This is a genomic window from Nocardioides caldifontis (genome assembly GCF_008087345.1).
GTDB lineage: Bacteria > Actinomycetota > Actinomycetes > Propionibacteriales > Nocardioidaceae > Marmoricola_A > Marmoricola_A caldifontis.
In genome coordinates this window covers 251187-277480 of the sequence record NZ_ML701736.1, presented here as the reverse complement: position 1 = coordinate 277480, position 26294 = coordinate 251187, and the positions used below count along the sequence as shown (strand labels likewise).

Here is a 26294-nt window from a genome sequence, read left to right as displayed (position 1 = left end):
CAAAGGGTCCGGCCACCCTACGTCCCTTGCAGGACACGGGAAAAGGCGGCTGCCAGCTTGGCGTGGTCGTGACGGGCCGAGCCGTCCCCGAGAGCCACGTCGGCGAGTTCCAGCCGGGCCCCCAGCTGACCGGCCGTACGGCGCAGCACCGCCTCGTCGGGGACGCACCCCCGGTCCGCCAGGACCACGTCGAGCCGCAGGTCGGGAGCGTGGTCCGCGAGCACCTCGAGGTGTGCCTCGGGCGAGAACCCCTCGGTCTCCCCGGCTTGAGGAGCGAGGTTGAGCACCACCAGCCGCCGGGCCGGGGAGGACTCGAGCGCCCGGCGGAGCTCCGGGATCAGCAGGTGCGGGATGACGCTGGTGAACCAGGAGCCCGGGCCGAGCACGACCCAGTCGGCCTCCCCCACGGCTTTCACCGCCTCCGGGCAGGCCGGCGGGTCGGGCGGGTCGAGCATCACCTCGGAGACGGCGCCGGGCGTGGTCGCCACCTCGACCTGCCCGCGGACCTCCGACAGCCGGCCCGGCAGCGTGGGGTCCGCGCCCTCGACGGTCGCGACGATGTCGAGCGGCACCTGCGCCATGGGCAGCACCCGGCCGTGCGCGCCGAGGAGGCGGGCGACCCAGTCCAACCCGTCGACGTGGTCACCGAGCAGCTCCCAGAGGGCGACGATGAGGAGGTTGCCGAGGGCGTGCTGGTCGAGGTCGCCGCGGGTGGCGAAGCGGTGCTGGAGGACGCTGGCCCAGGTCCGTCCCCAGTCCTCGTCGCCGCACAGCGCGGCGAGCGCCTGCCGGAGGTCGCCCGGCGGGAGGCAGCCGAACTCCTGGCGCAGCCGCCCCGACGAACCGCCGTTGTCCGCGACGGTGACCACCGCGGTCAGGTCGTCGACGACCCGGCGCATCGCGGACAGCGTGGCGGAGAGCCCGTGGCCGCCGCCGAGGGCGACCACCTTTCGCGCGGACAGCGGTCCGGGCGGCTCACTCACGTCCGAGGTCACGGTGGGTCGCCTTCGCGTCGAGTCCGTGGTCAGAGAGGCGGAGGCAGATCTCCTCCGCCATCGCGACGCTCCGGTGCTTGCCGCCGGTGCACCCCACGGCGACCGTCATGAACCGCTTGCCCTCGCGGAGGTAACCCCGTCCGACGTCGACCACCAGCGGGACGAACCGCTCGAGGAACTCAGCGGCCCCCGCCTGTGACATCACGTAGTCGGAGACGTCGCGCTCGCGGCCGGTGCGCGGGCGGAGCTCCGGCACCCAGTGCGGGTTGGGCAGGAACCTCATGTCGGCGACGTAGTCGGCGTCGACCGGGATGCCGTACTTGAACCCGAAGCTCACCACGGTGACCTTGAGCGCGAGCCGCTCCTCGGTGCCGAAGGCGCGGGCGATGCGGGCGGTGAGCTGGTGGACGTTGAGGTCGCTGGTGTCGATGACCAGGTCGGCGTGGCCACGGAGGTCGGACATCACCTTGCGCTCCTGTGCGAGCCCGTCGAGCAGCCGGCCCCCGGCCTGGAGCGGGTGGGGACGTCGCGCGGCCTCCTGGCGGCGGACCAGGACGTCGTCGTCGGCCTCCAGGAAGAGCAGCGTGGTGCGCCGGTGGGTCACCCCCTCGGCGAGCACCTCCCGGAGCGACTCGAAGAAGGAGCCGGACCGTACGTCGACGACCACCGCGATCGACTGGTCGGGGCCGTGCGACTCGTCGACCATCCGGACGACGTCGCGGACCAGCGCGGGCGGCAGGTTGTCGACGACGAAGTAGCCGAGGTCCTCGAGCTCCTTGGCCGCCGTGCTCCGGCCGGCGCCGGTCATCCCCGTGACCACCACGAGGTCCCCGTGCTCGAGCTCGCGCTCCTCCTCCACGACCTGCGCCATCGTCTACTCCTCGATCTCGCCGGTGGCCATGTTGACACTCGCCGGCCCCTTGGCGCCGTGCTTCGCCAGCGCGTCCACGATCGCCTGCGCGGTCCCGGGACCGATGCCGGGCACCGCCGCGATCTCGTCGACGCCGGCCGCCCGCACCTTCTTCAGCGACCCGAACCTCTTGAGCAGCGCCTTGCGGCGCACCTCGCCGAGCCCGGGGACGTCGTCGAGGACGCTCTCCACCATGCTCTTCGACCGCCGGGACCGGTGGTGGGTGATCGCGAACCGGTGCGCCTCGTCGCGGAGCCGCTGCAGCAGGAAGAGTGCCTCGCTGGTCCGCGGCAGGATCACCGGGTCCTCCTGGCCCGGGAGCCAGATCTCCTCGAGCCGCTTGGCCAGCCCGCACACCGGGACGTCGTCGATGCCGAGCTCGTCGAGGGCCCGCTGGGCCGCCGCCACCTGCGGCGGGCCGCCGTCGACCACGACCAGCCCCGGGGCGTAGGAGAACTTCCGCGCCCGTCCGGTGTCGGGGTCGACGAGCAACGGCCCGGCGGTGTCCTCGGCGGGCGCCTCGCCCGCCCCGGTGGTGCCGTCGCCCGTGACGCCGAGGTCGGGGTGCTCGACCCGCTCGTCGAGCAGCCGGCGGAACCGGCGGGTGATCACCTCGTGCATCGCGCCGACGTCGTTCTGCCCCTCGAGCGACCGCACGACGAAGCGGCGGTACTCCGACTTGCGGGCCAGCCCGTCCTCGAAGACGACCATCGACCCGACGATCTCGGTGCCCTGCAGGTTGGAGATGTCGTAGCACTCGATGCGCAGCGGCGCCTCGGGGAGGCCGAGCGCCTGCTGGATCGCCTCGAGGGCCTGGTTGCGGGTGGTCAGGTCGGAGGCGCGGCGGGTCTTGTGCAACGCCATCGCCTGCTTGGCGTTGCGCTGGACGGTCTCCATCAGCGCCCGCTTGTCGCCGCGCTGCGGCACTCGTAGCCGGACCCGGCTGCCGCGGAGCTCGGTGAGGAGCTGCTCGAGCGCCTCGGTGTCGTCGGGCTCCGGGAGCTCGGGCACCAGGATCTCCCGGGGCACGGCGTCACCCGACTCGCCGGCGTAGAGCTGGAGCAGGAACCGCTCGACGAGCCCGCCGAGGTCGGTGTCCTCGGTCTTCTCCGCGACCCAGCCCCGCTGGCCGCGGACCCGGCCGCCCCGGACGTGGAAGATCTGGACGGCCACCTCGAGCGGGTCGTCCTCGAACGCGACCACGTCGGCGTCGGTGCCATCGCCCAGGACGACCGCCTGCTTCTCCAGCGCCCGGTTGAGGGCTCCCAGGTCGTCGCGGAGCCGGGCGGCCTTCTCGAAGTCGAGGGCGTCGCTGGCGGCGTACATCTCCTTCTCGATCCGCCGGACGAAGCCGCCGGTCTGGCCTGCCATGAAGTCGCAGAAGTCGTCGACGATCGCGCGGTGCTCCTCCGCGCTGACGTGGCCGACGCACGGCGCGGCGCACTTGTCGATGTAGCCGAGCAGGCAGGGGCGGCCGACCTGCGCGGAGCGCTTGAAGACGCCGTTGGAGCACGAGCGCATCGGGAAGACCCGCAGCAGCTGGTCGACGGTGTCGCGGATCGCCCACGCGTGGGAGTAGGGGCCGAAGTAGCGGACCCCCTTCTTCTTGGCGCCACGCCCCACCATCACCCGAGGGAACTCCTCCCCCACGGTCACCGCCAGCCACGGGTACGACTTGTCGTCGCGGTACTTCACGTTGAACCGCGGGTCGAACTCCTTGATCCAGGAGTACTCCAGCTGAAGCGCCTCGACCTCGGTGCCGACGACCGTCCACTCGACGCCCGCCGCGGTGGTCACCATCGTCGCGGTGCGCGGGTGCAGGTTGGCGACGTCCTGGAAGTACGACGAGAGCCGGGCGCGCAGGTTCTTCGCCTTGCCGACGTAGATCACCCGGCCACGGGCGTCCTTGAACCGGTAGACCCCCGGAGAGGTCGGGATCGACCCCGTTGCCGGTCGGTAGGTCGAGGGGTCAGCCACGTCCTCAACCCTACGGGCGCCCTCCGACGGGACGTGGGCCAGCAAGGCGCCGGACCTGTGACGCAGACGGCCCCGCCATCCGCGAGCAGCGGACGACGGGGCCGCAGGAAGGCGCGACGCCCTGGCCGGGGCTGAGCCCTCAGCGGCTCCAGCCGAGCTTGACGACCTCGAAGTCGTCGAACGAGACCTTGCCCTTCATGCAATCCGTGCCGAGGTTCGTCCCGGCGTAGGCCGCGGGCTGCGAGGCTTTGATCTGGGTGGCCGAGCCGGAGTTGTCGCCGATGTAGGCGCCGTTCTCCTGCATCGTGCGGGCGACCGCGAGGCAGGCGCCGGAGAGCCCGCGCGCAGCCAGGTCGATACCGGGCTTGATACGGATGCGCTCGCCCTCCGCGCCCCACCCGAAGTTCTCGCTCTCGTCACCGACCATGGGGTGCGCGAAGCCGTCCGCGGTGCTCGTCTCGACGAAGAACAGGTGCAGGACGTGGCCGAGCCCCGTTCCTTCGGCGATCGCACGGTCGAGCACGTCGCGCCGGATCACCATTGCGTCGAGGATCCGCCCACGCGAGGAGAAGTTGCGGCTGTCGTCGCTGACGGGGTTGCGGTGGTCGAGGCCGTTCGAGGAGTGCCACATGATCCCCGCGTTGGAGACGGTGATCGTGCGGGTCGCCTTGTCCGGCACGGCGTCGGCGAACTGCGCGGTGTAGCCGAACACGGGGTCGACCATCACGCCCGGACGGTCCTGGTCCCCGGTGGGGAACGAGTCGGCCACCGAGTCGGCCATGTGGAACCCCTGGGTGGTCAGGATGCGGAGCCGGGGGTCGGAGGTGTTGCCGCCCTTGAGTCGCCACACGGGGTCGCTTGCGCGCCCGACGTGGTAGCTCATCGCCCACTTCTCGTTCATGTTGACCTTGGGCCAGGTGATCCCGGCGCCGCCCTGGTCGGGGTGGGAGCGCATGAAGGCGTGGAACGACGCGGTGCGCGCGGCGTCCACGGGGACGTCGGCCCCGTCGACGCGCGACTTGAAGAACGACTCCGCCGTGTACGGCAGGAGCGCCGCGGCCTCCGAGGCGGGCTCGGAGGTGCCGGGAGCAGGGGCCTCCGGGGCGGGGGCGGGAGCAGGCGCCGGGGCCGGCTCAGCGGGATCCGCCGTCCCGCCGAGGGCCGCGGTGGTGCAGGTCTTGGACTTGCCGACGGCACTCACCGCTCGCACCGTGAACCGGATGTCCTTGGTGTCACGGAGCTTCTTGGTCCAGACCGTGGACCGGGCCGAGGCCTTCACCGAGACGACGGGCTTCGCGTAGCCCTGCTCGGCGATCTTGTAGCCGGAAACGCGCGAGCTCCCACTCGACGTCGGCTGCGTCCAGGTGACGCGAAGGCCTCCACCGGCGGTCGCCGTGGCGGAACAGGACGCCGGCGCCGAGGGGGCGACGGCCGCGGAAGCAGCGGGCAGGGCGACGGACATCGCTGCGATGGCCGTGAGCCCGACGGCTGCGAGGTGCGGGTAACGCATGGGTGAACGTCCCTTTCTAGGGGGGTCGAAGGGGGTACCCAAATGACGCTACGGAGGCAAATGCGACTATTGCCGCGAAAAACCCAAACATGACTCACGTCACCCTGCGCCTAGGCGTAAAGTCCCGCCGATTCAGGTCTTGTGGCCTAGTCCGCTGTGGCTCACCGGCGCAGCAGCGCGAGCATCTCCGGGAGGTCGAAGAGCTCGCCGATCGCGACCGCCGACTTCGGGCCCAGCTGCGGGTCGGCGCCCGCATCGAGCAGGGCGTTGACGATGCCGGCGTCCTGGCGGAACACGGCAGCCGCCAGCGCGGTCTGGCCCCGGTCGTTGACGCGGGCGTGGTCGGCACCGCGCTCGAGCAGCGCCCGGACCAGCTCCTCGTGCTTGTGGTAGGCCGCGAGGATCAGCAGGGTGTCGCCGGCGGAGTTGGTGAGGTTCACCGGCAGCCCCTGGTCGACGTACTGCGCCAGCTGGTCGGTGTCGCCCTCGCGGGCGAGCTCGAAGGCGGACTGGAGGAAGGCCAGCTCGTCGGGGGTGAGGTGCTCGGTCACCGCGCCACCGTAGTCGGCGGTGGCTCAGCCGCGGGTGACCTGGTCGCCGTCGACCTTGACGGTGACCTCCTCCAGAGCGCTCGTCGCGGGGCCGTTGACGACGCTGCCGTCGTCGGCGGAGAAGACGCTGCCGTGGCAGTTGCAGCTGATCTCGCCGTCGGCGACGCCGGCGACCAGGCACCCCTGGTGGGTGCAGATCGCGCTGAACCCCTTGAAGGTGCCCTCGCTGGGCTGGGTGACGACGAGCTCCTCGTCCTGGAGGACCACGCCACCCCCGACCGGCACGTCGGCGGCGGCCACCAGCCCGCCGGCTGCGGAGCCGCCACCACCTCCATCACCGCCGCCGCTCGGGGAGCCGTCCCCCGACGGCGTGCCGGAGGACGTCGAGCCGCTGGTGGAGGACGGCTCGTCCTCACCGCACGCCGCGAGCACGGGTGCCGCCACCCCGAGGAGGGCGGCGCTGCCGAAGGCGCGTCGGGTCAGGTCTCGGTCGGTCATCGCTGTCCTCACGGTCGTCGTCGGTCGGCGAGGACCACCCTAGTGACAACCGGGGTTCGCAACCGGTGTCCGATGGTGCTAGTACCCCCGCGCCGGGTCAGCGCCCGGCCTTCTCCTTGGCGACCGTGCGCCGGGTCGATGCGCTCTTCTTCGCCGCCGTCCGCTTCGCGGTCGTGCCCTTTGCGCTCTTCGTGGCAGCGGCCTTGCGCGGCTTGCCGTTGGGGCTCGACGTGGTCCGCAGCTGGCCCTCGAGCAGCGGCTTGAGGAACCGCCCGGTGTGGCTGTCCGGGTTCTCCGCGACCTCCTCGGGCGTCCCCTCGGCCACGACCGTGCCGCCGCGGTTGCCGCCCTCGGGACCCATGTCGATGATCCAGTCGGCGGTCTTGATCACGTCGAGGTTGTGCTCGATGACCAGCACGCTGTTGCCCTGGTCGACGAGACGGCTCAGCACCACCAGCAGCTTGCGTATGTCCTCGAAGTGCAGCCCCGTCGTCGGCTCGTCGAGCACGTAGATCGTGCGCCCCGTGGAGCGGCGCTGGAGCTCGGTGGCGAGCTTCACCCGCTGCGCCTCACCGCCGGAGAGGGTCGGGGCGGGCTGGCCGAGCCGGACGTAGCCGAGCCCGACGTCGACCAGGGTGCGCATGTAGCGGCTGATCGACGGGACCGCCTCGAAGAAGTCGACGGCCTCCTCGATCGGCATGTCGAGGACCTCGGCGATCGTCTTGCCCTTGTAGTGCACCTCGAGCGTCTCGCGGTTGTACCGCGCGCCGTGGCAGACCTCGCAGGGGACGTAGACGTCCGGCAGGAAGTTCATCTCGATCTTGATCGTGCCGTCGCCGGAGCAGGCCTCGCAGCGGCCGCCCTTGACGTTGAACGAGAATCGCCCCTGCTGGTAGCCGCGCATCTTCGCCTCGGGGGTCGAGGCGAAGAGCTTGCGCACGTGGTCGAAGACCCCGGTGTACGTCGCCGGGTTCGAGCGCGGGGTGCGGCCGATCGGCGACTGGTCGACGTGGATCACCTTGTCGACGTTCTCCAGCCCCTCGATCCGGCGGTGCCGGCCCGGGACGGTGCGGGCGTTGTAGATCTGCTTGGCGAGCGCGGTGTAGAGGATGTCGTTGACCAGCGTCGACTTCCCGGACCCGCTGACCCCGGTGACGGCGACGAACTGGCCGAGCGGGAACGAGACGTCGATGTTCTTGAGGTTGTGCTCCTTGGCGCCGACGACCTTGAGCTCCCGGCCTGGGGTCCGCGGCCGACGCACCTCCGGGACGGGGATCTGCTTGCGGCCGGAGAGGTAGAGCCCGGTCTCCGAGTCCGGGTGCTTCAACAGCTCCTCGACGGTGCCGCAGTGGACCACCTGGCCGCCGTGCTCGCCGGCGCCGGGACCGATGTCGACCGCCCAGTCGGCGATGCGGATCGTGTCCTCGTCGTGCTCGACCACGATCAGCGTGTTGCCGAGGTCGCGGAGGCGCAGCAACGTCTCGATCAGCCGGTGGTTGTCGCGCTGGTGGAGCCCGATCGAGGGCTCGTCGAGCACGTAGAGGACGCCGACGAGCCCGGCGCCGATCTGGGTCGCGAGCCGGATCCGCTGCGCCTCGCCGCCCGACAGCGACCCCGAGGGGCGGTTGAGCGAGAGGTAGTCGAGCCCGACGTCGAGGAGGAACTGGAGCCGGTCCTGGATCTCCTTGAGCACCCGCTCGGCGATCTGCCGCTCACGGGGCGAGAGCTCGACCGTGCGCAGGAACTGCGAGGTCTCGTCGATCGACATCGCACAGACCTCGGCAATGTTGCGGCCGCCGATCGTGACCGCCATCGACACCGGCTTGAGCCGCGACCCCTCGCAGACCGGGCACGGCACCTCGCGCATGTAGCCCTCGAACCGCTCCCGGCTGGTGTCGGACTCGGCCTCCCGGTGGCGCCGCTCGATGTAGGGGCGGACCCCCTCGAAGGCGGTGTAGTAGGAGCGCTCGCGGCCGTAGCGGTTGCGGTGCTTGACGTGCACCTTCGTCGGGTGGCCGTCGAGGATCGACTTGCGGGCCTTCGCCGGGAGCTTCTCCCACGGGGTGTCGAGGTCGAACCCGAGCTCCTGGCCGAGCGCCCCGAGCAGCCGCTGGAAGAAGTCGGCGACGTGCGCGCCCGTCCACGGGGTCACCGCGCCCTCGGCGAGGGTGGCCGACGGGTCGGTGACGACGAGCTCGGGGTCGACCTCCATCCGGGTGCCGATGCCGTGGCACTCCGGGCACGCACCGAAGGGCGAGTTGAAGGAGAACGACCGCGGCTCGAGCTCGTCGGTATCGATCGGGTGCTCGTTGGGGCACGCCATCCGCTCCGAGAACCGCTGCTCGCGGTGGGGGTCGTCGGCCGGCAGGTCGACGTAGTCGAAGACCACGAGCCCGCCGGCGAGGTTGAGCGCGGTCTCGACCGAGTCGGTGAGCCGGCGCTTGGCGCTCGCCTTCGCGGCCAGCCGGTCGACGACGACCTCGATCGTGTGCTTCTTCTGCTTCTCCAGCGTCGGCGGCTCGGTGAGCAGGTGGGTCTCGCCGTCGACCCGCACGCGCGAGAAACCCTGGGTCTGGAGCTGGCGGAAGAGGTCGACGTACTCCCCCTTGCGGCCGCGGATCACCGGGGCCAGCACCTGGAAGCGGGTGCCCTCCTCGAGCTGGAGGATGCGGTCGACGATCTGCTGCGGCGTCTGCCGAGAGATCGGCTCGCCGCACGTCGGGCAGTGCGGGCGGCCCGCCCGGGCGTAGAGGAGCCGGAGGTAGTCGTAGACCTCGGTGATCGTGCCCACCGTGGAGCGGGGGTTCTTCGAGGTCGACTTCTGGTCGATCGAGACCGCCGGCGACAGCCCCTCGATGAAGTCGACGTCGGGCTTGTCCATCTGGCCGAGGAACTGCCGGGCGTACGCCGACAGCGACTCGACGTAGCGCCGCTGGCCCTCGGCGAAGATCGTGTCGAAGGCGAGGCTCGACTTGCCGGAGCCAGAGAGCCCGGTGAAGACGATGAGGGAGTCGCGCGGCAGGTCGAGCGAGACGTCCTTGAGGTTGTGCTCCCGCGCCCCGCGGATGATGAGCTGGTCTGCCACCGGTGAGTGTCCTGCCGTCGTCGTCTGTGTTCGAACAAGTGTTCGCCACGGCACCGCTCTGGCACAAGCCCGACACTCCGGGTTGGATGGATCGCATGACCGCTGGGACCGGAGGGCCGTCGGGCGTGCCCTACGTCGAGGAGACGGTGGTGGCCACTTCACGGTACCTGGCGACCCTGCACGCGCTGACCGACGCCGAGGCCCGGGCGCCCTCCCTGCTGCCGGGGTGGACGCGCGGCCACGTCGTCACCCACGTCAGCCGCAACGCCGACGCTCTCGGCAACCTGCTGCACTGGGCGCTGACCGGCGAGGAGCGCCCCATGTACGCCTCGCAGGAGCAGCGCGACGCCGACGTCGAGGCCGGTGCCGGGCGGCCGGTCGAAGAGCTGGTGCAGGACGCCGAGGCCTCGTCGGCGCGGTTCGAACGCGCAGCCCGCGGCCTGCCGGCCGACCGCGGTGCGGCCCTCGTCTCGCGGACCCCCGGGTCGCAGCAGTTCAAGGTCGCCCGTGTCGGGATGCTGCGCTGGGTGGAGGTCGAGGTGCACCACGCCGACCTCGGGCTGGGCTACTCCCCCGGCGACTGGCCCGTCGCCTTCCTCGAGCTGCTCCTCGAGCGGCGTCGGCGCGAGCTCGACGCGGACGGCTGGGACCTCGTGCTTGAAGCCGAGGACCTCGAGCGCAGAATCGAGGTCGGCAGCGACGGACCGACGGTCCGCGGGACGGCGCCGGACCTCGTGTGGTGGCTCCTCGGTCGGGGCGACGGCACCGGGCTGGCATGCTCTGCTGGCACGCTGCCCGAGGTCGGGCGGTGGCGGTGAGACCGGAGACGACCGGAGACGAGAGCGGAGATGACCCTCGCATGACGTACCACGGCAAGGTGACCCAGGGCGGCCCGTCCGACGTGCGCGAGCTCCCCGAGCTCATGATCAGCAAGATGTCCGTCGGCGAGATGGACAACAACACCTACCTGCTGCGGTGCCGCCGCACCGACCAGCAGCTCCTCGTGGACGCGGCTGCCGAGCCCGACCGGATCATGGCCCTGGTGGGTGAGGGCGGGCTCGCCTCGATCGTGACCACCCACCAGCACTGGGACCACTGGCAGGCGCTCGCCGACGTCTGCTCCGCCACCGGCGCCGACACCTACGCGGGCGCCGACGACGTCGAGGGGATCCCGGTGCCGACCACCCACCCGGTGCGCGACGGGGACACGATCCAGGTCGGGGCCTGCTCGCTCGAGGTGATCCACCTCGTCGGCCACACGCCCGGCTCGATCGCGCTGCTGTACGACGACCCGTCGGGCACGCCCCACCTCTTCACCGGTGACAGCCTCTTCCCGGGCGGCGTCGGCAACACCTTCGGCGACGCCGACAACTTCCGGTCGTTGTTCCGCGACGTCTCGACCAAGATCTTCGACCGGCTCCCGGACGAGACGTGGTTCTACCCGGGCCACGGCAACGACTCGACGCTCGGCGCCGAGCGACCGCACCTCGCCGAGTGGGAGGCCCGCGGCTGGTGACCTGACTCGCACGGCCCGGCGTCGTTTGCGGTCGTTTGCGGAGCAGCGCAGGGCGGTAGGAGACTGCGAGCCCCTCGAGCCCAGGAGGAGCAGCGTGCTCGGACTGCCCGGCAGGATCCTCAAGATCAACGACGCCGCGTGGCTGTTCGCGGAGTCGCGGCGCACCCCGATGCACGTCGGCATGCTGGCGACGTTCTCGATGCCGGAGGACGCCGACGAGTGCTACCTCGAGGACCTGGTCAACCACTGGCGGACCGTCCGCACCTTCCGGCCGCCGTTCAACTACGTGCTGCGAGGGCCGGGGCTCCCCCGCTGGGGTGAGCTCACGGACGACGAGATCGACCTCGACTACCACCTGCGCCACTCCGCCGTGCCGAGCCCGGGCGGGCAGCGCGAGCTGGGCGTGCTGGTCTCCCGGCTGCACACGAGCCGGCTCGACCGCCGCTACCCGCTGTGGGAGTGCCACGTCATCGAGGGTGTCGAGCCCGGCAAGTGGTCGCTCTACATGAAGGTGCACCACTCGCAGATCGACGGCGTCGGGGGTGTCCGGCTGGCGCGGCGGATGTTCTCGGTCGACCCGGACGACCGGGACATGCTGCCGCCGTGGGCGGTCGGCACCAGCGGCCCCGACCAGTCGGGGGTGGCGCACCTCGACCGCAAGCGCGAGGAGAAGCTCGACGACGGCTTCGACCCCTTCGCGATCGTGCGCAGCGCCCGCTCCGTCGTCGGCTCGCTTGCCAAGACGTACGCCGAGTCGGCCACCGGGCTCCACGTCGGGGACCGGGCCGTCCCCTTCCGGGCGCCCCGCTCGGCGCTCAACGTCCGGATCCAGGCGCCGCGCCGCTTCGCGACCCAGATCTACGAGGTCGACCGGCTCAAGCGCGTGGCGAAGGCGGCCGAGGGCAGCATCAACGACGTCTTCCTGGCGATCGTCGGTGGCGCCCTGCGCCGCTACCTGGACGAGCTCGGCGCGCTCCCCTCGACGGCACTCACCGCGAACGTCCCGGTGTCGGTGCGGCCCGAGGGCGGCGCGGGGGTCGGCAACTCGATCACCTTCCTCTACGCCTCGCTCGGCACCGACATCGCCGACCCGCTCGATCGGATCCGCGTGGTCCACGAGTCCACGCGCGCCGCGAAGGACCGGCTGCCCGAGGCCGGCACGACGCTGATGGACACCTATACCGCGGTGCTGATGGGGCCCTTCCTCGGCCAGGCCGTGCTCGGCGTCGGTGGCCTCGGCCCGCCGGACGCGAACCTGGTGGTCTCCAACGTGCCCGGGCTGCGGGAGCCCCGCTACTACAACGGCTCGCGGCTGGAGGAGTACTACCCGCTGTCCCTGCTGTTCCACGGCCAGGCGCTCAACATCACCGGCATCAGCAACGCCGACTGCTTCTGCATCGGGTTCACCGGGTGCCGCGACAGCCTCCCTCACCTGCAGCGCGTCGCGGTCTACAGCGGCGAGGCGCTCCAGGAGCTCGAGGAGGCGCTGGGCCTGCCGTGAGGCGGCTCAGCCGGAGTAGGTGACCATCACGGTGTCGGTCACCGGGAGCGACTGGCAGGCGAGCCTGACGCCGTCGACGAGGTCGTCGTCGTCGAGCACGTCGTTGGCCTTCATCGTGACCTCGCCGTCGAGCACGATGCAGGCGCAGGCCGAGCAGTGCCTTGCACGTGCGTGACGGGCTGCGGCTTCGTGGACCAGCTGCAGGTCTCGGCGGCCCGTCGTCGACGCGGTGCTCCGTCGTTGCGCCAGGCCCTCGAGCTCGCCGACGGTCGATCGGAGTCGCCCTGGGAGACCCTGCCGCGGATCCTCCACGTGGCTTGCGGGATTGCGGTGCAGCCGCAGTACGTGCTCCTCGACGCAGCCGGTGACGAGGTCGCGCGGGCCGACCTGTGGCTGGAGGGCACGAACGCCCTCCATGAGTACGACGGTGCTCACCGGCTCGCCAGGAGCCTCGGCCGCCCGCCGGCAACGGGTGACGAACGACCGCCCAGGAGCGCCTGAACACGTCGTTCGTCACCCGTTTCGCGATGACCGGGCGAGAGGCCGTCAGTCGGTGACGTCGACCAGCACCTTGCCGACGGCTCCGCCCTCGACGGCGGCGTGCGCGTCGGCCGTGCGCTCGAGGGGGTAGTGGTGCACCGGGAGCCCGACCTCCTCCCCGATGGCCACCGCTTCGTCGAGGACCGCGGCCGAGACGTCCTGGAGAGCCTGCTCCTTCCAGCCGTCCGGCGCGGTGTAGACGAGCACGAACTGCCAGCGGGCGTTGGGGACCATCAGCGGGCGGACCGGCAAGGTGAGGGGCGCGCCACCGTCGTCGGCGTACACCGCGACCGAGCCGTGCTGCCCCACCACGCCGGCGTCGACCTCGGCATTTGCGGCGGCGGCCACCTCGACGATCGTGTCGACGCCGTGCGGGGCGATCGCGCGCACCTCGGCGACGACGTCCTGGCGCTTGTAGTCGATGACGTGGTCCGCACCCGCCCGCGCGGCCAGGTGCGCCTTCTCGGGGCTGGAGACCGTGGTCAGCACGGTGGCGTCGGACCAGCGGGCGAGCTGGATCGCCGCGTTGCCCACTGCACCCGCCCCGCCGGAGACGAGCACCGTGCGCCCCTGCAGCGTCCCGGGGCCGAGCCGCCTCGGCCCGCCCTCGGTGACGGTCAGGCACCGGTGCGCGGTGAGGAACGGGATCCCGAGCGCCGCGCCGAGGTCGAACGACGCGTGGTCCGGGAGCAGCACCACCTGGCGGGCGGGCACGGCGGCGTACTCCTGCGCGGTGCCGCCGGCGGGCCGTCCGTACGCCGCCTCCCAGACCCAGACCCGCTGCCCGAGCCACGTCTCCTGCACCCCCTGACCGACCGCCTCGACGACGCCGGCCCCGTCCTGGTTGGGCACCTGGGCCGGGTCGACGGGGGTGCCGGGCTCCGCGCCGCGGCGCGACTTCCAGTCGGTCGGGTTGACCCCGGAGCGGTGGATGCGGACGAGGACCTCGCCGGGTCCGGGCTCGGGCACCGGTCGGTCCTCGAGGACCAGGACGTCGGGGGATCCCGTGCGGGAGTAGCTGATCGCTCGCATGGTGCGACCGTAGCCCGGGCCCGCGAAGACGTGCGGCTAGCGTGCCGCCATGCCGCTCTACTCGTTCCAGGGCACCAGCCCGACCGTCGCGCCCTCCGCCTTCGTCGCCCCGACCGCCGTGCTGATCGGCGACGTCACCGTCGAGGAGGAGGCCTCGGTCTGGTACAACGCCGTGCTCCGCGGTGATGCCGGCCCGATCGTCGTGCGTGCAGGTGCGAACGTGCAGGACGGCAGCGTGCTCCATGCGCGCCCCGGCGGCCGCTGCGAGATCGGTCCCGGCGCCACGATCGGCCACCTCTGCGTCGTCCACGGCGCGACGATCGGTGAAGAGGCGCTGGTCGGCAACGGGACGACGGTGCTCGACGACGCCGTGGTCGGCCGCCGGACCCTGGTGGCCGCCGGGTCGCTGGTCACCGCCGGCGCCGAGCTCCCCGACGAGGTGGTCGCGATGGGGCAGCCGGCGAAGGTGCGGGGCCCGCTGACGGGCACCACCGAGGAGTGGGTGCGGTCGAACCCGGCCGGCTACCGGCAGCTTGCGCAGCTGCACAAGCGCGGCATCGCCGAGCTGTGAGCCTCAGGCGCTGCGGAGCTTGTCGAGCCGCGCGACCGTGTCCTCGAAGCCGGTGACCAGGTCGGCCATGACCGCGGCGACCGGACGTACCGAGCTCATCGACCCGACGATCTGGCCGACCGGCATCGAGATCACGGTCCGCTCCGGACCGGACCGCAGGAGGGTCCCGATGCCCGAGCCGCACGCCTTCGTCGAGCAGGTCGGCCACACGCTCGTGGTGACGATGAACCGGCCCGAGAAGCGCAACGCCCTCTCCGGCGAGATGCTCGCGATCATGAGCGACGCCTGGGACCGCGTGAACGAGGATCCGGGTCGCGGTGCTCACCGGCGCCGGGGGTGCGTTCTGCGCGGGGGCGGACCTCTCGGCGATGACCGAGAGCCACCCCAGCGCGAGAAGTTCGAGGATGGCGGTTCGACCCGTCGCGGATCAAGTCCCTGCTCAAGGGGTTCCGGCTCACGAAGCCGCTCGTCGCGGCGGTCGAGGGTCCGGCGATCGCCGGCGGCACCGAGATCCTGCAGGCCACCGACATCCGGGTGGCCGGCCAGAGCGCGCGGTTCGGCGTCTCCGAGGTCCGGTGGGGGCTCTACCCGCTGAGCGGCTCGGCGGTGCGGCTCCCCCGCCAGATCCCCTACACGGTGGCGGCGGAGCTGCTGCTGACCGGTCGGCACGTCCGCGCCGACGAGGCCAAGCAGCTGGGGCTGGTCGGCCACGTGGTGCCCGACGGCACGGCGCTGGAGAAGGCGCTCGAGATCGCGGAGGCGATCGCCGCCAACGGCCCACTCGCCGTGCAGGCGGTGCTGCGCACGATCCGCGACAGCGAGGGGCTCCACGAGGACGACTGCTGGAAGGCCGACGCCGAGGTCGGGGCCCGGGTCTTCGCCAGCGCCGACGCCAAGGAGGGCCCGGAGGCGTTCATGGAGAAGCGGAAGCCGGAGTTCCAGGGGCGCTGACCCTGCGCGGCGGGCTCAGGCGAACCCGAGCCGCGCGAGCGGCTCGACGAGCTCACGCTCCTCGTAGGACAGGTGCGACAGCAGCGTGTCGCTGAGCAGGTCGACCGCTCCCTGCACGGTCCGCACCCCCTCGGGACCCGCGACGAACGAGACGAGCGCGCGGTCGACCTCCTCGAGCACGTCGTGGATCGCGTGGTGCTCCTCCTCGAGCCGGTCGATCACCGGCGCGAGCCGCGGGTCGGCGCGGCGCAGGTGCGGGAACATGCTGCGGTCCTCGATCGTGTGGTGCGTCGTCACCACCCGGCAGTACGACGCGCAGTAGGCCCCGACCGTCCACCGGTTCTGACGGATCGTCATCGTGGCGATGTGCGACCGGGCGACCCCCGGGTCGGCGTCGCCGGCCGCCACCTGCTGGACCAGGTCGCGGAGCTGGGCCAGCTCCTGGCGGAGGTGGTCGTGGACGTCGACGAGGTGCTGCCCCGCGGCCTGCTCGTGCGGGGTGTAGCTGCGGTCGGGATCCGGCGCCGGCCCGGTCGGACGGGTGCTCTCGTCCCAGACCGTCCGCTCGCTGAGCCGCGTTCCGTCGTCGGGTGTGGGGGCGACGGGGAAGGCGCTCACGTCGGCCGAGCCTGTCGAGACCACCTCGTCGGGAGCGGTGGTCTCGACAGGCTCGACCACCCGTGCGGCCTGGACAGGCTCGGTGGTCTCGACAGGCTCGACCGCCCTTGCGGACTCGACGAGCTCACGGACCGCGGGCGCGACCTCGGCGCCGAAGCGCCGGATGGCGTCGGGGTCGTCGCCGGCGAGGATGAAGGTGCTGGTGCCGACCGTGAGGGTCAGCTCGGCGAGCTGCTCCGCCCACTGCTCGGGCGGCCCCTGGAGGAAGCCGGCGGACCGCTGCTGGAACCGGCCGTCGACGTTGTAGAGCCGCCGCACGTCCTTCGGTTCACGGCCGGCTGCGTGGGCGGCCTCCTCGAGCACGTCGGTCATCCCCGGCAGCGTCTCGGGGCCGGCGTACGAGCTGCTCGGCAGCCACCCGTCGGCCAGCCGCCCGGTGAGCCGCAGCATCCGCGGCTTGTAAGCGCCGACCCAGATGCCGACGTCGTGCGCCGGCGCCGGGCCCGGGTGCACCCCCTTGACCGTGTAGTGGGTGCCCTCGACGCGCACCGACCGGCCGCTGGTGTCCCACACGCCCCGGATCACCGCGATGGCCTCCTCGAGGGCCTCGACGCTCTCGGCCGGTGTCCGCCGTGGACCGCCCATCGCCGCGATCGCGTCCCAGAAGGCCCCCGCGCCGAGGCCGAGCTCGATCCGCCCGCCGGTGAGCAGGTCGAGGCTCGCAGCGCTCCGGGCCAGCACGGCCGGTGTCCGCAGCGGCAGGTTGGCGACGTTGGGGGCGACCCGCACGGTGGTGGTTCGGGCGGCGATCACGGAGAGCAGCGTCCAGGTGTCGAGGAACCGCGCCTGGTAGGGGTGGTCCTGGACCGTGACGAGGTCGAGACCGGCCTGCTCCGTCAGCTGGGCGAGCGCGACCACGCGGTCGGGCTCGTCGGCCCGCGGCGTCAGGAAGGTGCCGAACAGCAGGTCGTGGCCGAGGTCGGGCATCGCGTCTCCTTGAAGTTGTTGCTTCAAGGGTGCCACGCCCGAGCCAGGATCACCCGAGGGGCTCGGCCCGGCCGACCACCCAGGGCTCGTCCTCCACCTCCGAGCGGTTCATCGTCACCCGCTTGCCCTCCTCGGCGAGGAGCACGGCACGCACGGTGGGGAGCTCGAGGCCGGTGTCGTCGGCGATCTGCAGGTCGGTGACCTCCGGCGGGGTGCCCTCGGCGTCGAGGAGCCGCCGTGCGGAGGCGAGGACCTGCTGCACGAAGTCTGCGTCTGGGTCCGGGATCGTCATGCCGGTCCCCTACCCGATCGGGCCGCACCCGACACGAGCCGGTCAGACGGCGCGGGAGCGGTCCTCCCAGAACACTGCCCGCAGGGCTTTCTTGTCCGGCTTCCCCAAAGCCGTGAGCGGCAGCGACTCGGTGACGACGACCTGCTTCGGCGCCTGCACCGATCCCTTTCGCTCCTTGACCACGGCCTGGATCTCGGCGGTCAGGGTGGCGACCGAGGCCTCGTCCCGGGGGTGCCCCTGGCGGAGCACGACCACCGCCGTCGCCGCCGCGCCCCACTTCTCGTCGGGGACGCCGACGACGCCGACCTGCGCGACCGCCGGGTGCTCGGCGACCACGTCCTCGACCTCTCGCGGGAAGACGTTGAAGCCGCCGGTGACGATCATGTCCTTGGTGCGGTCGACGAGGTACCAGAACCCGTCCTCGTCGGCCCGGGCCACGTCGCCGGTCCGCAGCCAGCCGTCGCGGGACGTCTCGGCGGTCGCGTCGGGGAGCTGCCGGTAGCCGTCGGCGAGCACGTGGGCGTGGTCGTCGATCGACCCCAGCGGTGGAGCGCCGTCCGCCGGAGCCCCGTCATCTGCCCCGCCCCGATCACGCTGAGCACCTCGGGACGGTTGAGCGCGAGCATCCCGACCGCGCTGCCCGTACCCAGCCCCAGCGACTCGAAGGCCCCGACGTAGCGGCTGATCTCGTCGGCCGAGCTCCTGCCCGGTCAGCACCTGCCCCTCGACGTGGAGCACCGGGTCGTTTCGGTGGCGCGCGAGCGCGCCGGCCAGCAGGTGGCCGAGGTGGGGGCCGCTGGTGAGGGCGTTCGTGGCCCGACACTAGAACGTGTTCTATCCCGTGGCAACGGCGGCCCAGCGTGGTGGACAGGCGCAGGATGGGCGGGTGACGAGTCCGCTGCCGCACTGGTTCCTCACCGAGGAGGAGCGCGGCAACCCGAGCACCCGGCTCGACGCCCGCCACCCAGGGCAGCAGGCGTGGTCGACCGGCAACCTGGTCCGCCCGCTGGTGCACGGCGCGACGTACTTCGCCGAGCTCCACGAGCGGCTCGAGGCGACCCGGCCGGGAGACCTGGTCCTCTTCACCGACTGGCAGGGCGACGCCGACCAGCGGCTGACCGACGCGCCCGGCAGCGAGGTCGCCGACGTCCTCGCCCGCGCCGACGAGCGCGGTGTGGACGTGCGCGGGCTGGTCTGGCGCTCGCACTGGGACGGGTTCGGCATGACCGCCGACGAGAACAGACTGCTCGGGCGCACGCTGCAGCGCCACGGGGCCGAGGTGCTGCTCGACATGCGGGTCCGCGTGGGCGGTTCGCACCACCAGAAGCTCCTGGTCATCCGGCACCGCGACGACCCGGGCCGCGACGTGGCCTACGTCGGCGGGATCGACCTGTGCCACTCCCGCCGCGACGACGCCGAGCACCGTGGCGATCCCCAGGTCTTCGCGATGGCGTCGGAGTACATGCCGACCCCGCCCTGGCACGACGTCCAGGCGGCGATCAGCGGACCTGCGGTGCACGACGTCGAGACGGTCTTCCGGGAGAGGTGGGAGGACCCGGCGCCCCTGAGCCGCAACCCGGTCCACCGGCTGCGGGACCGGGTCCGCGGCCTCGACCTCCGCCCCGACCCGATGCCCGAGCAGTGGCCGCCCCCACCTCCAGTCGAGGGCGGCACCCACGCGGTCCAGCTGCTGCGGACCTACCCGAACCTGCGGTTCCGCCCCGACTACCCGTTCGCGCCGGGTGGCGAGCGCAGCGTCGCCCGCGGCTACTCCAAGGCGCTGCTCAGCGCCCGCCGCCTGGTCTACGTCGAGGACCAGTACCTCTGGGGCCACCACGTCGGCGACGTCTTCACCCGGACGCTCCGGGAGCACCCGGAGCTGCTGGTCGTGGCGGTGCTGCCCCTGCACCCCGACGTCGAGGGCTCCTTCGCGCGCCCGCCGGAGCTTCTCGGCCGCCGCCGGGCGATGCTCGAGATGATGCGGGCGGCACCCGGACGCGTCGCGTTCTACGGGATCGAGAACCCTGCGGGGACACCGGTCTACGTGCACTCCAAGACCTGCATCGTCGACGACACGTGGGCGACGATCGGCTCCGACAACTTCAACCGCCGTTCCTGGACCCACGACTCGGAGCTGAGCGCCGCCGTGGTCGACGAGGCGGGCACCTTCGCCCGTGACCTGCGGCTGCGACTCGCCGCCGAGCACCTCGGCCGGCCGGACCCCGACGTCGACCCTGCCGCCATGTTCCGGGCCTTCGCGCGGAGCGCGGCGGCGCTCGACGAGTGGCACTCGTCCGGCCGCGTCGGGGCCCGACCGCCGGGAAGGTTGCGCCGCCTCGTGCCGCCCGAGCTCGGTCCGGTTGCGGGGGTGGCCGCGCTGGCGCCGTACCTCGCGCTGCACGACCCGGACGGCCGCCCGTGGCGGCTCCGGCTCCGCGGCCGGTACTGACGGCGCTCGGCGGTGACGGGCTCAGCCCAGGACGACCTCGGACACCCGGCGCACCTCGTCGGCCGAGCGACAGCTCAGCAGCAGGGTCGTGACCCCCGACTCCTCCCACTGGGCGATCCGCTCGCGGACCTTCCCGGGGTCACCGACGACGTGCAGCTCGTCGACGAGCCGGTCGGGCACCAGCGCCGCGGCCTCGTCCCGGCGGCCGGCGAGGTAGAGCTCCTGGACCTGCTCGGTGACGTCGGCGTAGCCCATCCGGTCGAAGACGTTCTTGTGGAAGTTCTGCTCCTTGGCGCCCATCCCGCCCATGTACAGGGCCGTCACGGGCTTCAGCGCCTCGAGGGCGGCGGCCGGGTCGTCGGTGACCTCGAGGTGGCAGGTCGCGGCGATCTCGAAGGTCTCCCGCGTTTGACGCGCCCCCGGCCGCGCGAACCCCTCGTCGAGCCACGGCCGGTACATCTCCGCGCTGGCCGGTGAGTAGAAGATCGGGATCCACCCGTCGGCGATCTCTGCGGTCTGGGCGACGTTCTTCGGCCCCTCGGCGCCGAGCCAGATCGGCAGGTCCGCGCGGAGCGGGTGGACGATCGACTTCAGCGGCTTGCCGAGGCCGACCGCGCCCGCGCCGTCGTACGGCAGCGGGTGGTGCGGGCCGGGAGCCGTCACCGGCTCCTCGCGCGCGAGGACCTTGCGGATGATCTCGACCACCTCGCGGGTACGGGCCAGCGGCTTGGCGAAGGGCTGGCCGTACCACCCCTCCACCACCTGCGGCCCCGAGACGCCCATGCCGAGGACCACCCGGCCACCGGAGAGGTGGTCGAGGGTCAGCGCGTGCATGGCGATCGAGGTGGGGGTGCGTCCGGACATCTGGACGATCGAGGTCCCGAGCCGCAGCCGGCTGGTCTCGCGTCCCCACCAGGCGAGCGGCGTGAACGCGTCGCTCCCCCACGCCTCGGCGGTGAACACGGCGTCCCAGCCGGACTCCTCGGCGGCAGCGACCAGCTCTCCGACGCCCTGCGGCGGCTGCGCGCCCCAGTACCCGAGCTGCAGTCCCAGTTTCATGGCCGCCACCCTGCCACGGGCCCCGCTGGGGCTGCTGGGACCTCCACGACCCTTGCCACCAGGCGCCGGACGCCCGGAAGGCGCTCGGCCACGCCTACGGGGGCGGGTCGCAGTCCTCGCGACGTGGGCCGTGGGGGCCGACAAGCCGGTCTGACCGGGCGGGCCCGGGCGGCCCGGTAGCCTGGCCTCCTCATGATCGAGCTACGTACCCCCACCGAGATCCAGCAGATGCGTCCCGCGGGGCGCTTCGTCGCCGAGGTGCTCACCACGTTGGCCGGGAAGGTCGACGTCGGAATGAATCTCCTCGAGATCGACGAGCTGGCCCACCAGATGATCCGCGACCGCGGTGCGGAGTCCTGCTACATCGACTACCACCCGTCGTTCGGGGCGAGCCCGTTCGGCAAGGTGATCTGCACGTCGGTGAACGACGCGGTGCTCCACGGCCTCCCGCACGACTACGTGCTCGAGGACGGCGACCTGCTGAGCCTCGACTTCGCCTGCTCGGTCGATGGCTGGGTCGCCGACTCGGCGATCTCGATGGTGGTCGGGACACCTCGGCAGGAGGACCTCCGGCTGATCGACGTCACGACCCGGTGCCTCGAGGCTGGCATCGCCGCCGCCCAGCCCGGCAAGAAGATCGGTGACATCTCCGCGGCGATCTCCGGGGTCGCGAAGGCCGAGGGCTACTCGGTGAACACCCAGTTCGGTGGCCACGGCGTGGGGCGGACGATGCACGGTGACCCGCACATCCCCAACGACGGGCGCGCCGGGCGGGGCTACCCGCTCAAGCCCGGGCTGGTCATCGCGATCGAGCCCTGGCTGCTCGAGTCGACCGACAAGATCTACACCGACCGCGACGGCTGGACCCTGCGCAGCGCCGACGGCTCGCGCGGTGCGCACATGGAGCACACGGTCGCGATCACCGAGGACGGACCACTGATCCTGACCGCCCGCGACTGACCGTCCGGGTCAGCGGTAGTCGACCCGGAGCACCTTGATGCCGTTGATCCAGGCGTGGCGCAGCCGGTGGTTCGCGCCGATGTAGTAGTGCGCCCCGTGGCCCCCGAACGCAGCTGGGACCAACGCGCTCGTGACGATGTGCGCTGGCGGCGCCATGGCCAGCGGCACGATCATCGAGCGGGTCTGACCTCACCCGCTCGGGACGGCGCCGGGTGCGCCATGCTGGCCCATGACCACCGCGCGCACCGTCCCGGTCACCGTCGAGATGGACGGTGACGAGCTCGATGCCGAAGATGCGTGGGACGAGGTCTCCAAGGTGGGGATCCGGCGTCTGGCGGTCGACTCCTTCCGCCGGTTCCGCTACGGCGACGGGTTCACCAACAGCCGGGCCCTCGCCCTCCAGGGGTGCCTCGCGGTCGTGCCGTTCCTGCTCGCGCTGACCGGGCTCGCCGCCGACGTCGACGCCGAGCAGCCGGCCCGGGTGATCGCCAGCACGGTGCAGGCCGTGAGCCCGGGCGGCGGGCAGCAGGACGCCCTGGCCGGCGCACTGGGCGGGGCCGATGCGAGCGAGGATGCCGGCGAGGTCGCCCTCGTGCTCGGTCTCGCCTTCGCCCTGCTGTCGATGACGACGGCGATGGCCCAGGTCGAACGCGGGCTCAACCGGATCTACGGCATCCGCAGGGACCGGCCCGCTGCCGCGAAGTACGGCCGGGCCGCGGTGCTGGCCGCGCTGCTCGCCGCACCCGTCGCGCTCGGATTCCTGCTCCTGGTCGCCGGAGGCGCGTTCGCGGAGGCGATGGTGGAGGAGTACGGCTGGAGCGGCACCACGGAGACCGGGTGGGAGATCGCCCGCTGGCCGGTCGGGATCGTGCTCGTGGTGACCACCGTCGCCGTGCTGCTCGACCACGCGCCTCGCCGCAGGCAGCCCTCGCTGAGCTGGCTGGCGCTGGGGTCAGGTGTCGCGGTCCTGCTGGCGATGGCGGCCACCGCTGGGCTGGCCCTCTACGTGCGGCTCAGTGGCTCGTTCGGCGACATCTACGGCCCGCTCGCAGGGGTGTTCGCCCTCCTGCTCTGGGCGCTGCTGTCGTCGGTCGCGCTCTTCTACGGGGCGGCCGTGTGCGCCCAGCTGGAGGCATGCCGTGCCGGCCACCCCGACCCCGTGTACGACGACCCTGGCCGCCCGCACCGCACCGAGGTCCCCGACCAGGGGCTTCACCCAGCGCCGTAGACGGGCTCCGGGGGCACCGCCTCCGCGAGCAGCTCGCGAACTGCGGCCCGACCTCGGCCGGCTCCCACCGCTGGCGGCTTCTTCGACGGGCGTGTCGTCGGCCTCCTCGACTCGCTGCCGACCTGCGAAGAGCTCGTCGACGGCGTTGTCACCGAGGCCGCCGCCCGGCTCCGCGCCGGCTCCGCCCTGCTGGCCTGAACGTCAGCCGGCGCGACCGGCGGTCGAGGCGAACCCCAGCCAGGTGTGCCGGTTCCCGGCCCAGCACCAGCCGACCTTCGGCGCTCCCCGGCGCTCCTTGCCGTCCCGCCCGGTGCCGCCGCTGATCCAGAGCGCGGGCACGCGTGTGTCGAGCCCCTTGCCCTTCGGCTTGCGCGAGCCGATCGTCATGAAGCAGCGGTTCTTCTCGAGCGCCTCCGGCTGCTGGAGGAGCCACGAGATCCCCTCGCTGACGGTCAGCGGCGAGCGACCGGCGGCCGCGATCGCGGGTGCCGCCTCGTCGGGGCTCCAGTTGGCCATCTCGTCGCCGCGGGCCACGTCGCGGACGACGTAGAGCGGACGGTCGGGCACGACCATCCCCTCGACGGGCACGAACTCGTCGAGGTCGGTCATGTCCTCGAGCACGAACCCGGGCTTCTCCCCCAGCCGCAGCAGCCCGGCGAGCGCGCCGGCCGGCACCAGCGACGGGTGCACCGCCAGCACGTCGCCGTCAGCGACCTCGAGCCCGTGGGCCATCGCCTCCAGCTCGTCCTCCGGGACGCCGGCGAGCCCGGCGACACCTGCCTCCGCGAGCTGCTTGACCCGGACGTCGACCCGCACCGCACCCTGCATGCTGCCTCCTCCGCGTGATCGGCGAGCAACGCTACCCACGTGCGCCAACCCGGGAGGTCACTCGGACGTGCAGCTCGGCCCGATCAGGGGCCGGGCGGGGCGGATTCCTCGGGGGCTGCACGTCGCTTCGTCCCCCGCTCGTCGAAGATGACCTCGACGCGCTCGAACCCCTTGTGGCGCTGGGCCTTGGCGTACGACGCGTAGGCCCGCCGGTCGGCGTCGGTGAGGTCGACGGCGTCGGTGAACGGGGTGAGCAGCGCCCGGGGGTAGAGCCGCTGGTTGCGGACCACGCTCACCTCCAGACCGATCACCGCCATCGACGAGGCGAGGAAGAGCAGCGCGACCAGGCCGAGCACCAGCGCGAAGACGCTGTTCATCTCGCTGGCGGCGGTGACGACCCGGCGGACGTACTCCCCGCCCGCGACCTGGAGGACGTGCCAGAGGACGGCGATGACGAGGGCTCCCGGCAGGTTGGTGCGGAACGACGGACGGTGCGCCGTGGTGTAGCGCATCATCAGCGCGAGGACGGCCGCCGTCAGGAGCACCGAGAGCACGGTGCCGATCCAGCGGAGCAGCGCGTCGACCTCGAACCCGAGGGATCCCAGGTTGCCGCTCAGGGCGGAGACGGTGGCCACCGCCACCACCACGAGCCCGGCGAGCGCCATCGACACGAAGCCGCGCCACCGGCCGACGAACGGGTTGAACCGGCTGTTGCGCGGGACCGCCCAGACAACGTTGAGGGCGTGCTGCGCGGCCTGGCCCAGCCCGAGCAAGCCGTAGAGGGCCGCGAGAGCACCGATGACGACCGCGCCGGTGCTTCCTTCCAGCCCCTCCGGCCGACCGAGCTGGGTGCCGACGATCGGGAACTGGCGGAGCGCCGAGTCCAACAGCTGGGCCTGGAGCTCCTCGTCGCCCTGGAGGATGAAGCCGAGCACCGACGAGGCGATCAGCATGATCGGGAAGATCGCCACGAAGGCGTAGTAGGTGAGGATGGCGGCGAGGTAGGGACCCTGGTCGTCGAAGAACTTGTACGCGACCGCCAGCGGGAAGCCGATGAACGGGTGCCGACGCTGGAACTCGTCCACACGCCGGACGTTCAGGGCCACGCGGTGAGGCTACGTGATCGTGCGCCCTACTTCTGGAACGCCAGCTCGCGCGCCGTCCACCGGTAGCCCAGCGCCTCGTTGACCGCGATCATGTGGTCGTTCGACTCGGCGTTCCAGGTGTCGACCGTCCGAAGCTGCGGCTCGACGTCGAGGAGCCACCGCACCTGCTCGGCCTTCAGCAGGAGCCCGAGCCGGTGGCCGCGGTGCTTCCGCGCGACCGAGGTGTCGTGCTGGTAGCCGATCGTCGGGGCCAGCCGGTCGACCACGACGGCGGTGTGACCGGCCAGCTCGCCGGTCCCCCGGTGGCGGGCGACCACGCGGTACAGGGTCATCTCCCGCCGACGGCACGCCTCCTCGTAGTTGCGCACCCGTTGCGGCACGTAGACCTCGTCCTCGAGATCGAGGTCGTCGAGCGGGGCGTCGTTGATCGAGGCGGCGAGCTCGGCGAACTGCTCGAGGAGGTCCTCGGGCACCGCCGACACCCGGAGCAGCTCGTAGTCGCGCCCTGCCTCGGCGGCCTCCCGGTGGAGCCGGTCGATCTCGTCGAGGTCGAGCTCGGCGAGGTGCTGGCGGCGCAGGATCTCGCTGCTCCGCTGCTCGTAGCCGTGCCGGAGGGCGAACGCCACCCCGGGGTTGCCCTCCCACGCCTCGGAGCCGAACGAGGTGCGACCTGCCTCGACGCCGGTCTTCTCGAGGTGGCGGAGCATCGCGGTCCCCACGCCCGTCCCGCGGTGTGCCGGGTGGACCTGCACCTCCCACCAGGCGACGTCGAGGTTGTCCCACTCGCTGAGGTGCAGCGCTCCGAAGGCCACCGGCTGCTCACCGTCGTACCCGAGGAACGGGGTCGGCGTCTCGAGGTCGAAGCCGTGGAGGAGGACGCCGCGGAGCCGCTCGGGGGTCACCGGCCACTGCCACGGAGCGTCGGCGGCCTCGGCCGCGCTGATCACGCCCGCTGCCGCGGCGACGGCGGCGGCGTCGTCGGGGTCCAACGGGCGGATGTCCATGCGGTCAGGGTGCTCCCACACTCCCGCTGCGCCAAACTGATTTTCGGCGGTGGACCGGACGTGGCGCCCCGGGGGGGGCCGGGCGCCCCGCCCCGCGGCGCCGCGGCTAGGTGGGGGGCGGCAGCC

The 26294-nt window shown here is 72.3% G+C and carries 27 protein-coding genes; 9 read left to right on the top strand and 18 right to left on the bottom strand.

Going from position 1 to position 26294, the window contains the following annotated elements; translation table 11 throughout:
* Positions 1–17: 17 nt before the first annotated feature.
* From FIP57_RS04135 to uvrA, 7 genes are all read right to left on the bottom strand, one after another.
* Positions 18–983, bottom strand: coding sequence for a gluconeogenesis factor YvcK family protein (locus FIP57_RS04135; protein ID WP_275266130.1), 966 nt, complete (start codon positions 981–983; stop codon positions 18–20).
* Entirely contained in the window at positions 976–1866 is an 891-nt protein-coding gene (gene rapZ, locus FIP57_RS04130; protein WP_148572250.1) for an RNase adapter RapZ, read from the bottom strand. Before rapZ ends, FIP57_RS04135 begins: the two co-directional genes overlap by 8 nt.
* A 3-nt stretch (positions 1867–1869) precedes the next feature.
* A complete protein-coding gene (gene uvrC, locus FIP57_RS04125) occupies positions 1870–3882 on the bottom strand; it encodes an excinuclease ABC subunit UvrC (protein ID WP_148572249.1) in 2013 nt (670 codons plus the stop codon).
* A 139-nt stretch (positions 3883–4021) separates the two neighbouring features.
* Positions 4022–5392, bottom strand: a complete 1371-nt coding sequence (locus FIP57_RS23055) for a fibronectin type III domain-containing protein (protein WP_162529675.1) — start codon at positions 5390–5392, stop codon at positions 4022–4024.
* 161 nt (positions 5393–5553) lie between these two features.
* Positions 5554–5943 carry an ankyrin repeat domain-containing protein gene (locus FIP57_RS04110; protein WP_148572244.1) on the bottom strand — a complete coding sequence of 130 codons (390 nt, stop codon included), beginning with the start codon at positions 5941–5943 and terminating at the stop codon, positions 5554–5556.
* A gap of 24 nt (positions 5944–5967) precedes the next feature.
* On the bottom strand, positions 5968–6441 hold the full coding sequence (locus tag FIP57_RS04105; RefSeq protein WP_148572242.1) for a Rieske (2Fe-2S) protein: 474 nt from the start codon (positions 6439–6441) through the stop codon (positions 5968–5970).
* Between the two features lie 97 nt (positions 6442–6538).
* On the bottom strand, positions 6539–9526 hold the full coding sequence (uvrA, locus tag FIP57_RS04100; RefSeq protein WP_148572240.1) for an excinuclease ABC subunit UvrA: 2988 nt from the start codon (positions 9524–9526) through the stop codon (positions 6539–6541).
* Positions 9527–9621: 95 nt separating this feature from the next.
* Here uvrA and FIP57_RS04095 point away from each other — a divergent pair, with 95 nt between their 5' ends.
* The 3 genes from FIP57_RS04095 to FIP57_RS04085 all read left to right on the top strand — a co-directional run bounded on the left by FIP57_RS04095 (position 9622) and on the right by FIP57_RS04085 (position 12543).
* Entirely contained in the window at positions 9622–10344 is a 723-nt protein-coding gene (locus FIP57_RS04095) for a maleylpyruvate isomerase family mycothiol-dependent enzyme (protein WP_162529674.1), read from the top strand.
* A 41-nt stretch (positions 10345–10385) separates the two neighbouring features.
* Positions 10386–11042, top strand: a complete 657-nt coding sequence (locus FIP57_RS04090; protein WP_148572236.1) for an MBL fold metallo-hydrolase — start codon at positions 10386–10388, stop codon at positions 11040–11042.
* A gap of 94 nt (positions 11043–11136) precedes the next feature.
* Positions 11137–12543 carry a WS/DGAT/MGAT family O-acyltransferase gene (locus FIP57_RS04085; protein ID WP_203231045.1) on the top strand — a complete coding sequence of 469 codons (1407 nt, stop codon included), beginning with the start codon at positions 11137–11139 and terminating at the stop codon, positions 12541–12543.
* A 6-nt stretch (positions 12544–12549) separates the two neighbouring features.
* On the opposite strand, the gene FIP57_RS23950 is transcribed toward FIP57_RS04085, so the two are convergent.
* Positions 12550–12741 (bottom strand): 2Fe-2S iron-sulfur cluster-binding protein, encoded by a 192-nt coding sequence (locus tag FIP57_RS23950; RefSeq protein ID WP_275266134.1) that lies wholly within the window; start codon positions 12739–12741, stop codon positions 12550–12552.
* On the opposite strand from FIP57_RS23950, the gene FIP57_RS23945 reads away from it, so the two are divergent.
* Positions 12733–13044, top strand: coding sequence for a hypothetical protein (locus tag FIP57_RS23945; protein ID WP_238993268.1), 312 nt, complete (start codon positions 12733–12735; stop codon positions 13042–13044). The genes FIP57_RS23950 and FIP57_RS23945 overlap by 9 nt on opposite strands.
* 45 nt (positions 13045–13089) lie before the next feature.
* Here FIP57_RS23945 and FIP57_RS04075 read toward each other — a convergent pair whose 3' ends face one another.
* Positions 13090–14115 carry an NADPH:quinone reductase gene (locus tag FIP57_RS04075; protein ID WP_148572233.1) on the bottom strand — a complete coding sequence of 342 codons (1026 nt, stop codon included), beginning with the start codon at positions 14113–14115 and terminating at the stop codon, positions 13090–13092.
* Between the two features lie 49 nt (positions 14116–14164).
* Between FIP57_RS04075 and FIP57_RS04070 the strand changes: the two genes are divergently transcribed.
* The gene (locus FIP57_RS04070; RefSeq protein ID WP_148572232.1) at positions 14165–14686 is read left to right on the top strand and encodes a gamma carbonic anhydrase family protein; all 522 of its coding nucleotides are present in this window, start codon (positions 14165–14167) and stop codon (positions 14684–14686) included.
* Positions 14687–14689: 3 nt separating this feature from the next.
* Here the strand turns inward: FIP57_RS04070 and FIP57_RS23550 are convergent, their stop codons facing one another.
* A complete protein-coding gene (locus FIP57_RS23550; RefSeq protein WP_203231090.1) occupies positions 14690–14962 on the bottom strand; it encodes a hypothetical protein in 273 nt (90 codons plus the stop codon).
* 150 nt (positions 14963–15112) lie between these two features.
* Between FIP57_RS23550 and FIP57_RS04060 the strand changes: the two genes are divergently transcribed.
* Entirely contained in the window at positions 15113–15637 is a 525-nt protein-coding gene (locus FIP57_RS04060) for a crotonase/enoyl-CoA hydratase family protein (RefSeq protein WP_338039890.1), read from the top strand.
* Between the two features lie 15 nt (positions 15638–15652).
* On the opposite strand, the gene FIP57_RS04055 is transcribed toward FIP57_RS04060, so the two are convergent.
* The 3 genes from FIP57_RS04055 to FIP57_RS23940 are packed head-to-tail and all read right to left on the bottom strand — an operon-like array spanning position 15653 to position 18050.
* Entirely contained in the window at positions 15653–17242 is a 1590-nt protein-coding gene (locus tag FIP57_RS04055) for an LLM class flavin-dependent oxidoreductase (protein WP_148572230.1), read from the bottom strand.
* Between the two features lie 49 nt (positions 17243–17291).
* The gene (locus FIP57_RS04050) at positions 17292–17534 is read right to left on the bottom strand and encodes a hypothetical protein (RefSeq protein ID WP_148572227.1); all 243 of its coding nucleotides are present in this window, start codon (positions 17532–17534) and stop codon (positions 17292–17294) included.
* Positions 17535–17576: 42 nt separating this feature from the next.
* Positions 17577–18050 (bottom strand): AMP-binding enzyme, encoded by a 474-nt coding sequence (locus FIP57_RS23940; RefSeq protein ID WP_238993267.1) that lies wholly within the window; start codon positions 18048–18050, stop codon positions 17577–17579.
* 370 nt (positions 18051–18420) lie between these two features.
* On the opposite strand from FIP57_RS23940, the gene FIP57_RS04040 reads away from it, so the two are divergent.
* A complete protein-coding gene (locus tag FIP57_RS04040; RefSeq protein WP_238993266.1) occupies positions 18421–19983 on the top strand; it encodes a phospholipase D family protein in 1563 nt (520 codons plus the stop codon).
* A gap of 21 nt (positions 19984–20004) precedes the next feature.
* Here the strand turns inward: FIP57_RS04040 and FIP57_RS04035 are convergent, their stop codons facing one another.
* Positions 20005–21042, bottom strand: coding sequence for an LLM class F420-dependent oxidoreductase (locus FIP57_RS04035; RefSeq protein WP_148572223.1), 1038 nt, complete (start codon positions 21040–21042; stop codon positions 20005–20007).
* Positions 21043–21234: 192 nt separating this feature from the next.
* On the opposite strand from FIP57_RS04035, the gene map reads away from it, so the two are divergent.
* The gene (gene map / locus FIP57_RS04030) at positions 21235–22002 is read left to right on the top strand and encodes a type I methionyl aminopeptidase (RefSeq protein WP_148572222.1); all 768 of its coding nucleotides are present in this window, start codon (positions 21235–21237) and stop codon (positions 22000–22002) included.
* Between the two features lie 9 nt (positions 22003–22011).
* On the opposite strand, the gene FIP57_RS23050 is transcribed toward map, so the two are convergent.
* Positions 22012–22176, bottom strand: a complete 165-nt coding sequence (locus FIP57_RS23050; RefSeq protein WP_162529673.1) for a hypothetical protein — start codon at positions 22174–22176, stop codon at positions 22012–22014.
* A gap of 55 nt (positions 22177–22231) precedes the next feature.
* Between FIP57_RS23050 and FIP57_RS04025 the strand changes: the two genes are divergently transcribed.
* The gene (locus FIP57_RS04025; protein ID WP_148572220.1) at positions 22232–23230 is read left to right on the top strand and encodes a YihY/virulence factor BrkB family protein; all 999 of its coding nucleotides are present in this window, start codon (positions 22232–22234) and stop codon (positions 23228–23230) included.
* 201 nt (positions 23231–23431) lie between these two features.
* On the opposite strand, the gene FIP57_RS04015 is transcribed toward FIP57_RS04025, so the two are convergent.
* The 3 genes from FIP57_RS04015 to FIP57_RS04005 all read right to left on the bottom strand — a co-directional run bounded on the left by FIP57_RS04015 (position 23432) and on the right by FIP57_RS04005 (position 26168).
* Positions 23432–24058: a DUF5701 family protein gene (locus FIP57_RS04015; protein ID WP_148572218.1), complete on the bottom strand. Its 627-nt coding sequence runs from the start codon at positions 24056–24058 to the stop codon at positions 23432–23434.
* Positions 24059–24141: 83 nt separating this feature from the next.
* Positions 24142–25164 carry a YihY/virulence factor BrkB family protein gene (locus FIP57_RS04010; protein WP_148572216.1) on the bottom strand — a complete coding sequence of 341 codons (1023 nt, stop codon included), beginning with the start codon at positions 25162–25164 and terminating at the stop codon, positions 24142–24144.
* Positions 25165–25190: 26 nt separating this feature from the next.
* A complete protein-coding gene (locus tag FIP57_RS04005) occupies positions 25191–26168 on the bottom strand; it encodes a GNAT family N-acetyltransferase (RefSeq protein WP_148572214.1) in 978 nt (325 codons plus the stop codon).
* Between the last annotated feature and the right edge of the window lie 126 nt (positions 26169–26294).

Coding starts and splice junctions, on each gene's coding strand:
- FIP57_RS04075 (WP_148572233.1), bottom strand. CDS start 14,115: ATGCGAGCGATCAGCTACTCCCGCACGGGATCCCCCGACGTCCTGGTC.
- FIP57_RS04035 (WP_148572223.1), bottom strand. CDS start 21,042: ATGAAACTGGGACTGCAGCTCGGGTACTGGGGCGCGCAGCCGCCGCAG.
- FIP57_RS04055 (WP_148572230.1), bottom strand. CDS start 17,242: ATGCCCGACCTCGGCCACGACCTGCTGTTCGGCACCTTCCTGACGCCG.
- FIP57_RS04005 (WP_148572214.1), bottom strand. CDS start 26,168: ATGGACATCCGCCCGTTGGACCCCGACGACGCCGCCGCCGTCGCCGCG.
- FIP57_RS04070 (WP_148572232.1), top strand. CDS start 14,165: ATGCCGCTCTACTCGTTCCAGGGCACCAGCCCGACCGTCGCGCCCTCC.
- FIP57_RS04090 (WP_148572236.1), top strand. CDS start 10,386: ATGACGTACCACGGCAAGGTGACCCAGGGCGGCCCGTCCGACGTGCGC.
- FIP57_RS23050 (WP_162529673.1), bottom strand. CDS start 22,176: ATGATCGTGCCGCTGGCCATGGCGCCGCCAGCGCACATCGTCACGAGC.
- FIP57_RS04095 (WP_162529674.1), top strand. CDS start 9,622: ATGACCGCTGGGACCGGAGGGCCGTCGGGCGTGCCCTACGTCGAGGAG.
- rapZ (WP_148572250.1), bottom strand. CDS start 1,866: ATGGCGCAGGTCGTGGAGGAGGAGCGCGAGCTCGAGCACGGGGACCTC.
- FIP57_RS04105 (WP_148572242.1), bottom strand. CDS start 6,441: ATGACCGACCGAGACCTGACCCGACGCGCCTTCGGCAGCGCCGCCCTC.
- FIP57_RS04015 (WP_148572218.1), bottom strand. CDS start 24,058: ATGCAGGGTGCGGTGCGGGTCGACGTCCGGGTCAAGCAGCTCGCGGAG.
- FIP57_RS04050 (WP_148572227.1), bottom strand. CDS start 17,534: ATGACGATCCCGGACCCAGACGCAGACTTCGTGCAGCAGGTCCTCGCC.
- FIP57_RS23055 (WP_162529675.1), bottom strand. CDS start 5,392: ATGCGTTACCCGCACCTCGCAGCCGTCGGGCTCACGGCCATCGCAGCG.
- FIP57_RS23550 (WP_203231090.1), bottom strand. CDS start 14,962: ATGATCGCGAGCATCTCGCCGGAGAGGGCGTTGCGCTTCTCGGGCCGG.
- FIP57_RS04025 (WP_148572220.1), top strand. CDS start 22,232: ATGACCACCGCGCGCACCGTCCCGGTCACCGTCGAGATGGACGGTGAC.
- map (WP_148572222.1), top strand. CDS start 21,235: ATGATCGAGCTACGTACCCCCACCGAGATCCAGCAGATGCGTCCCGCG.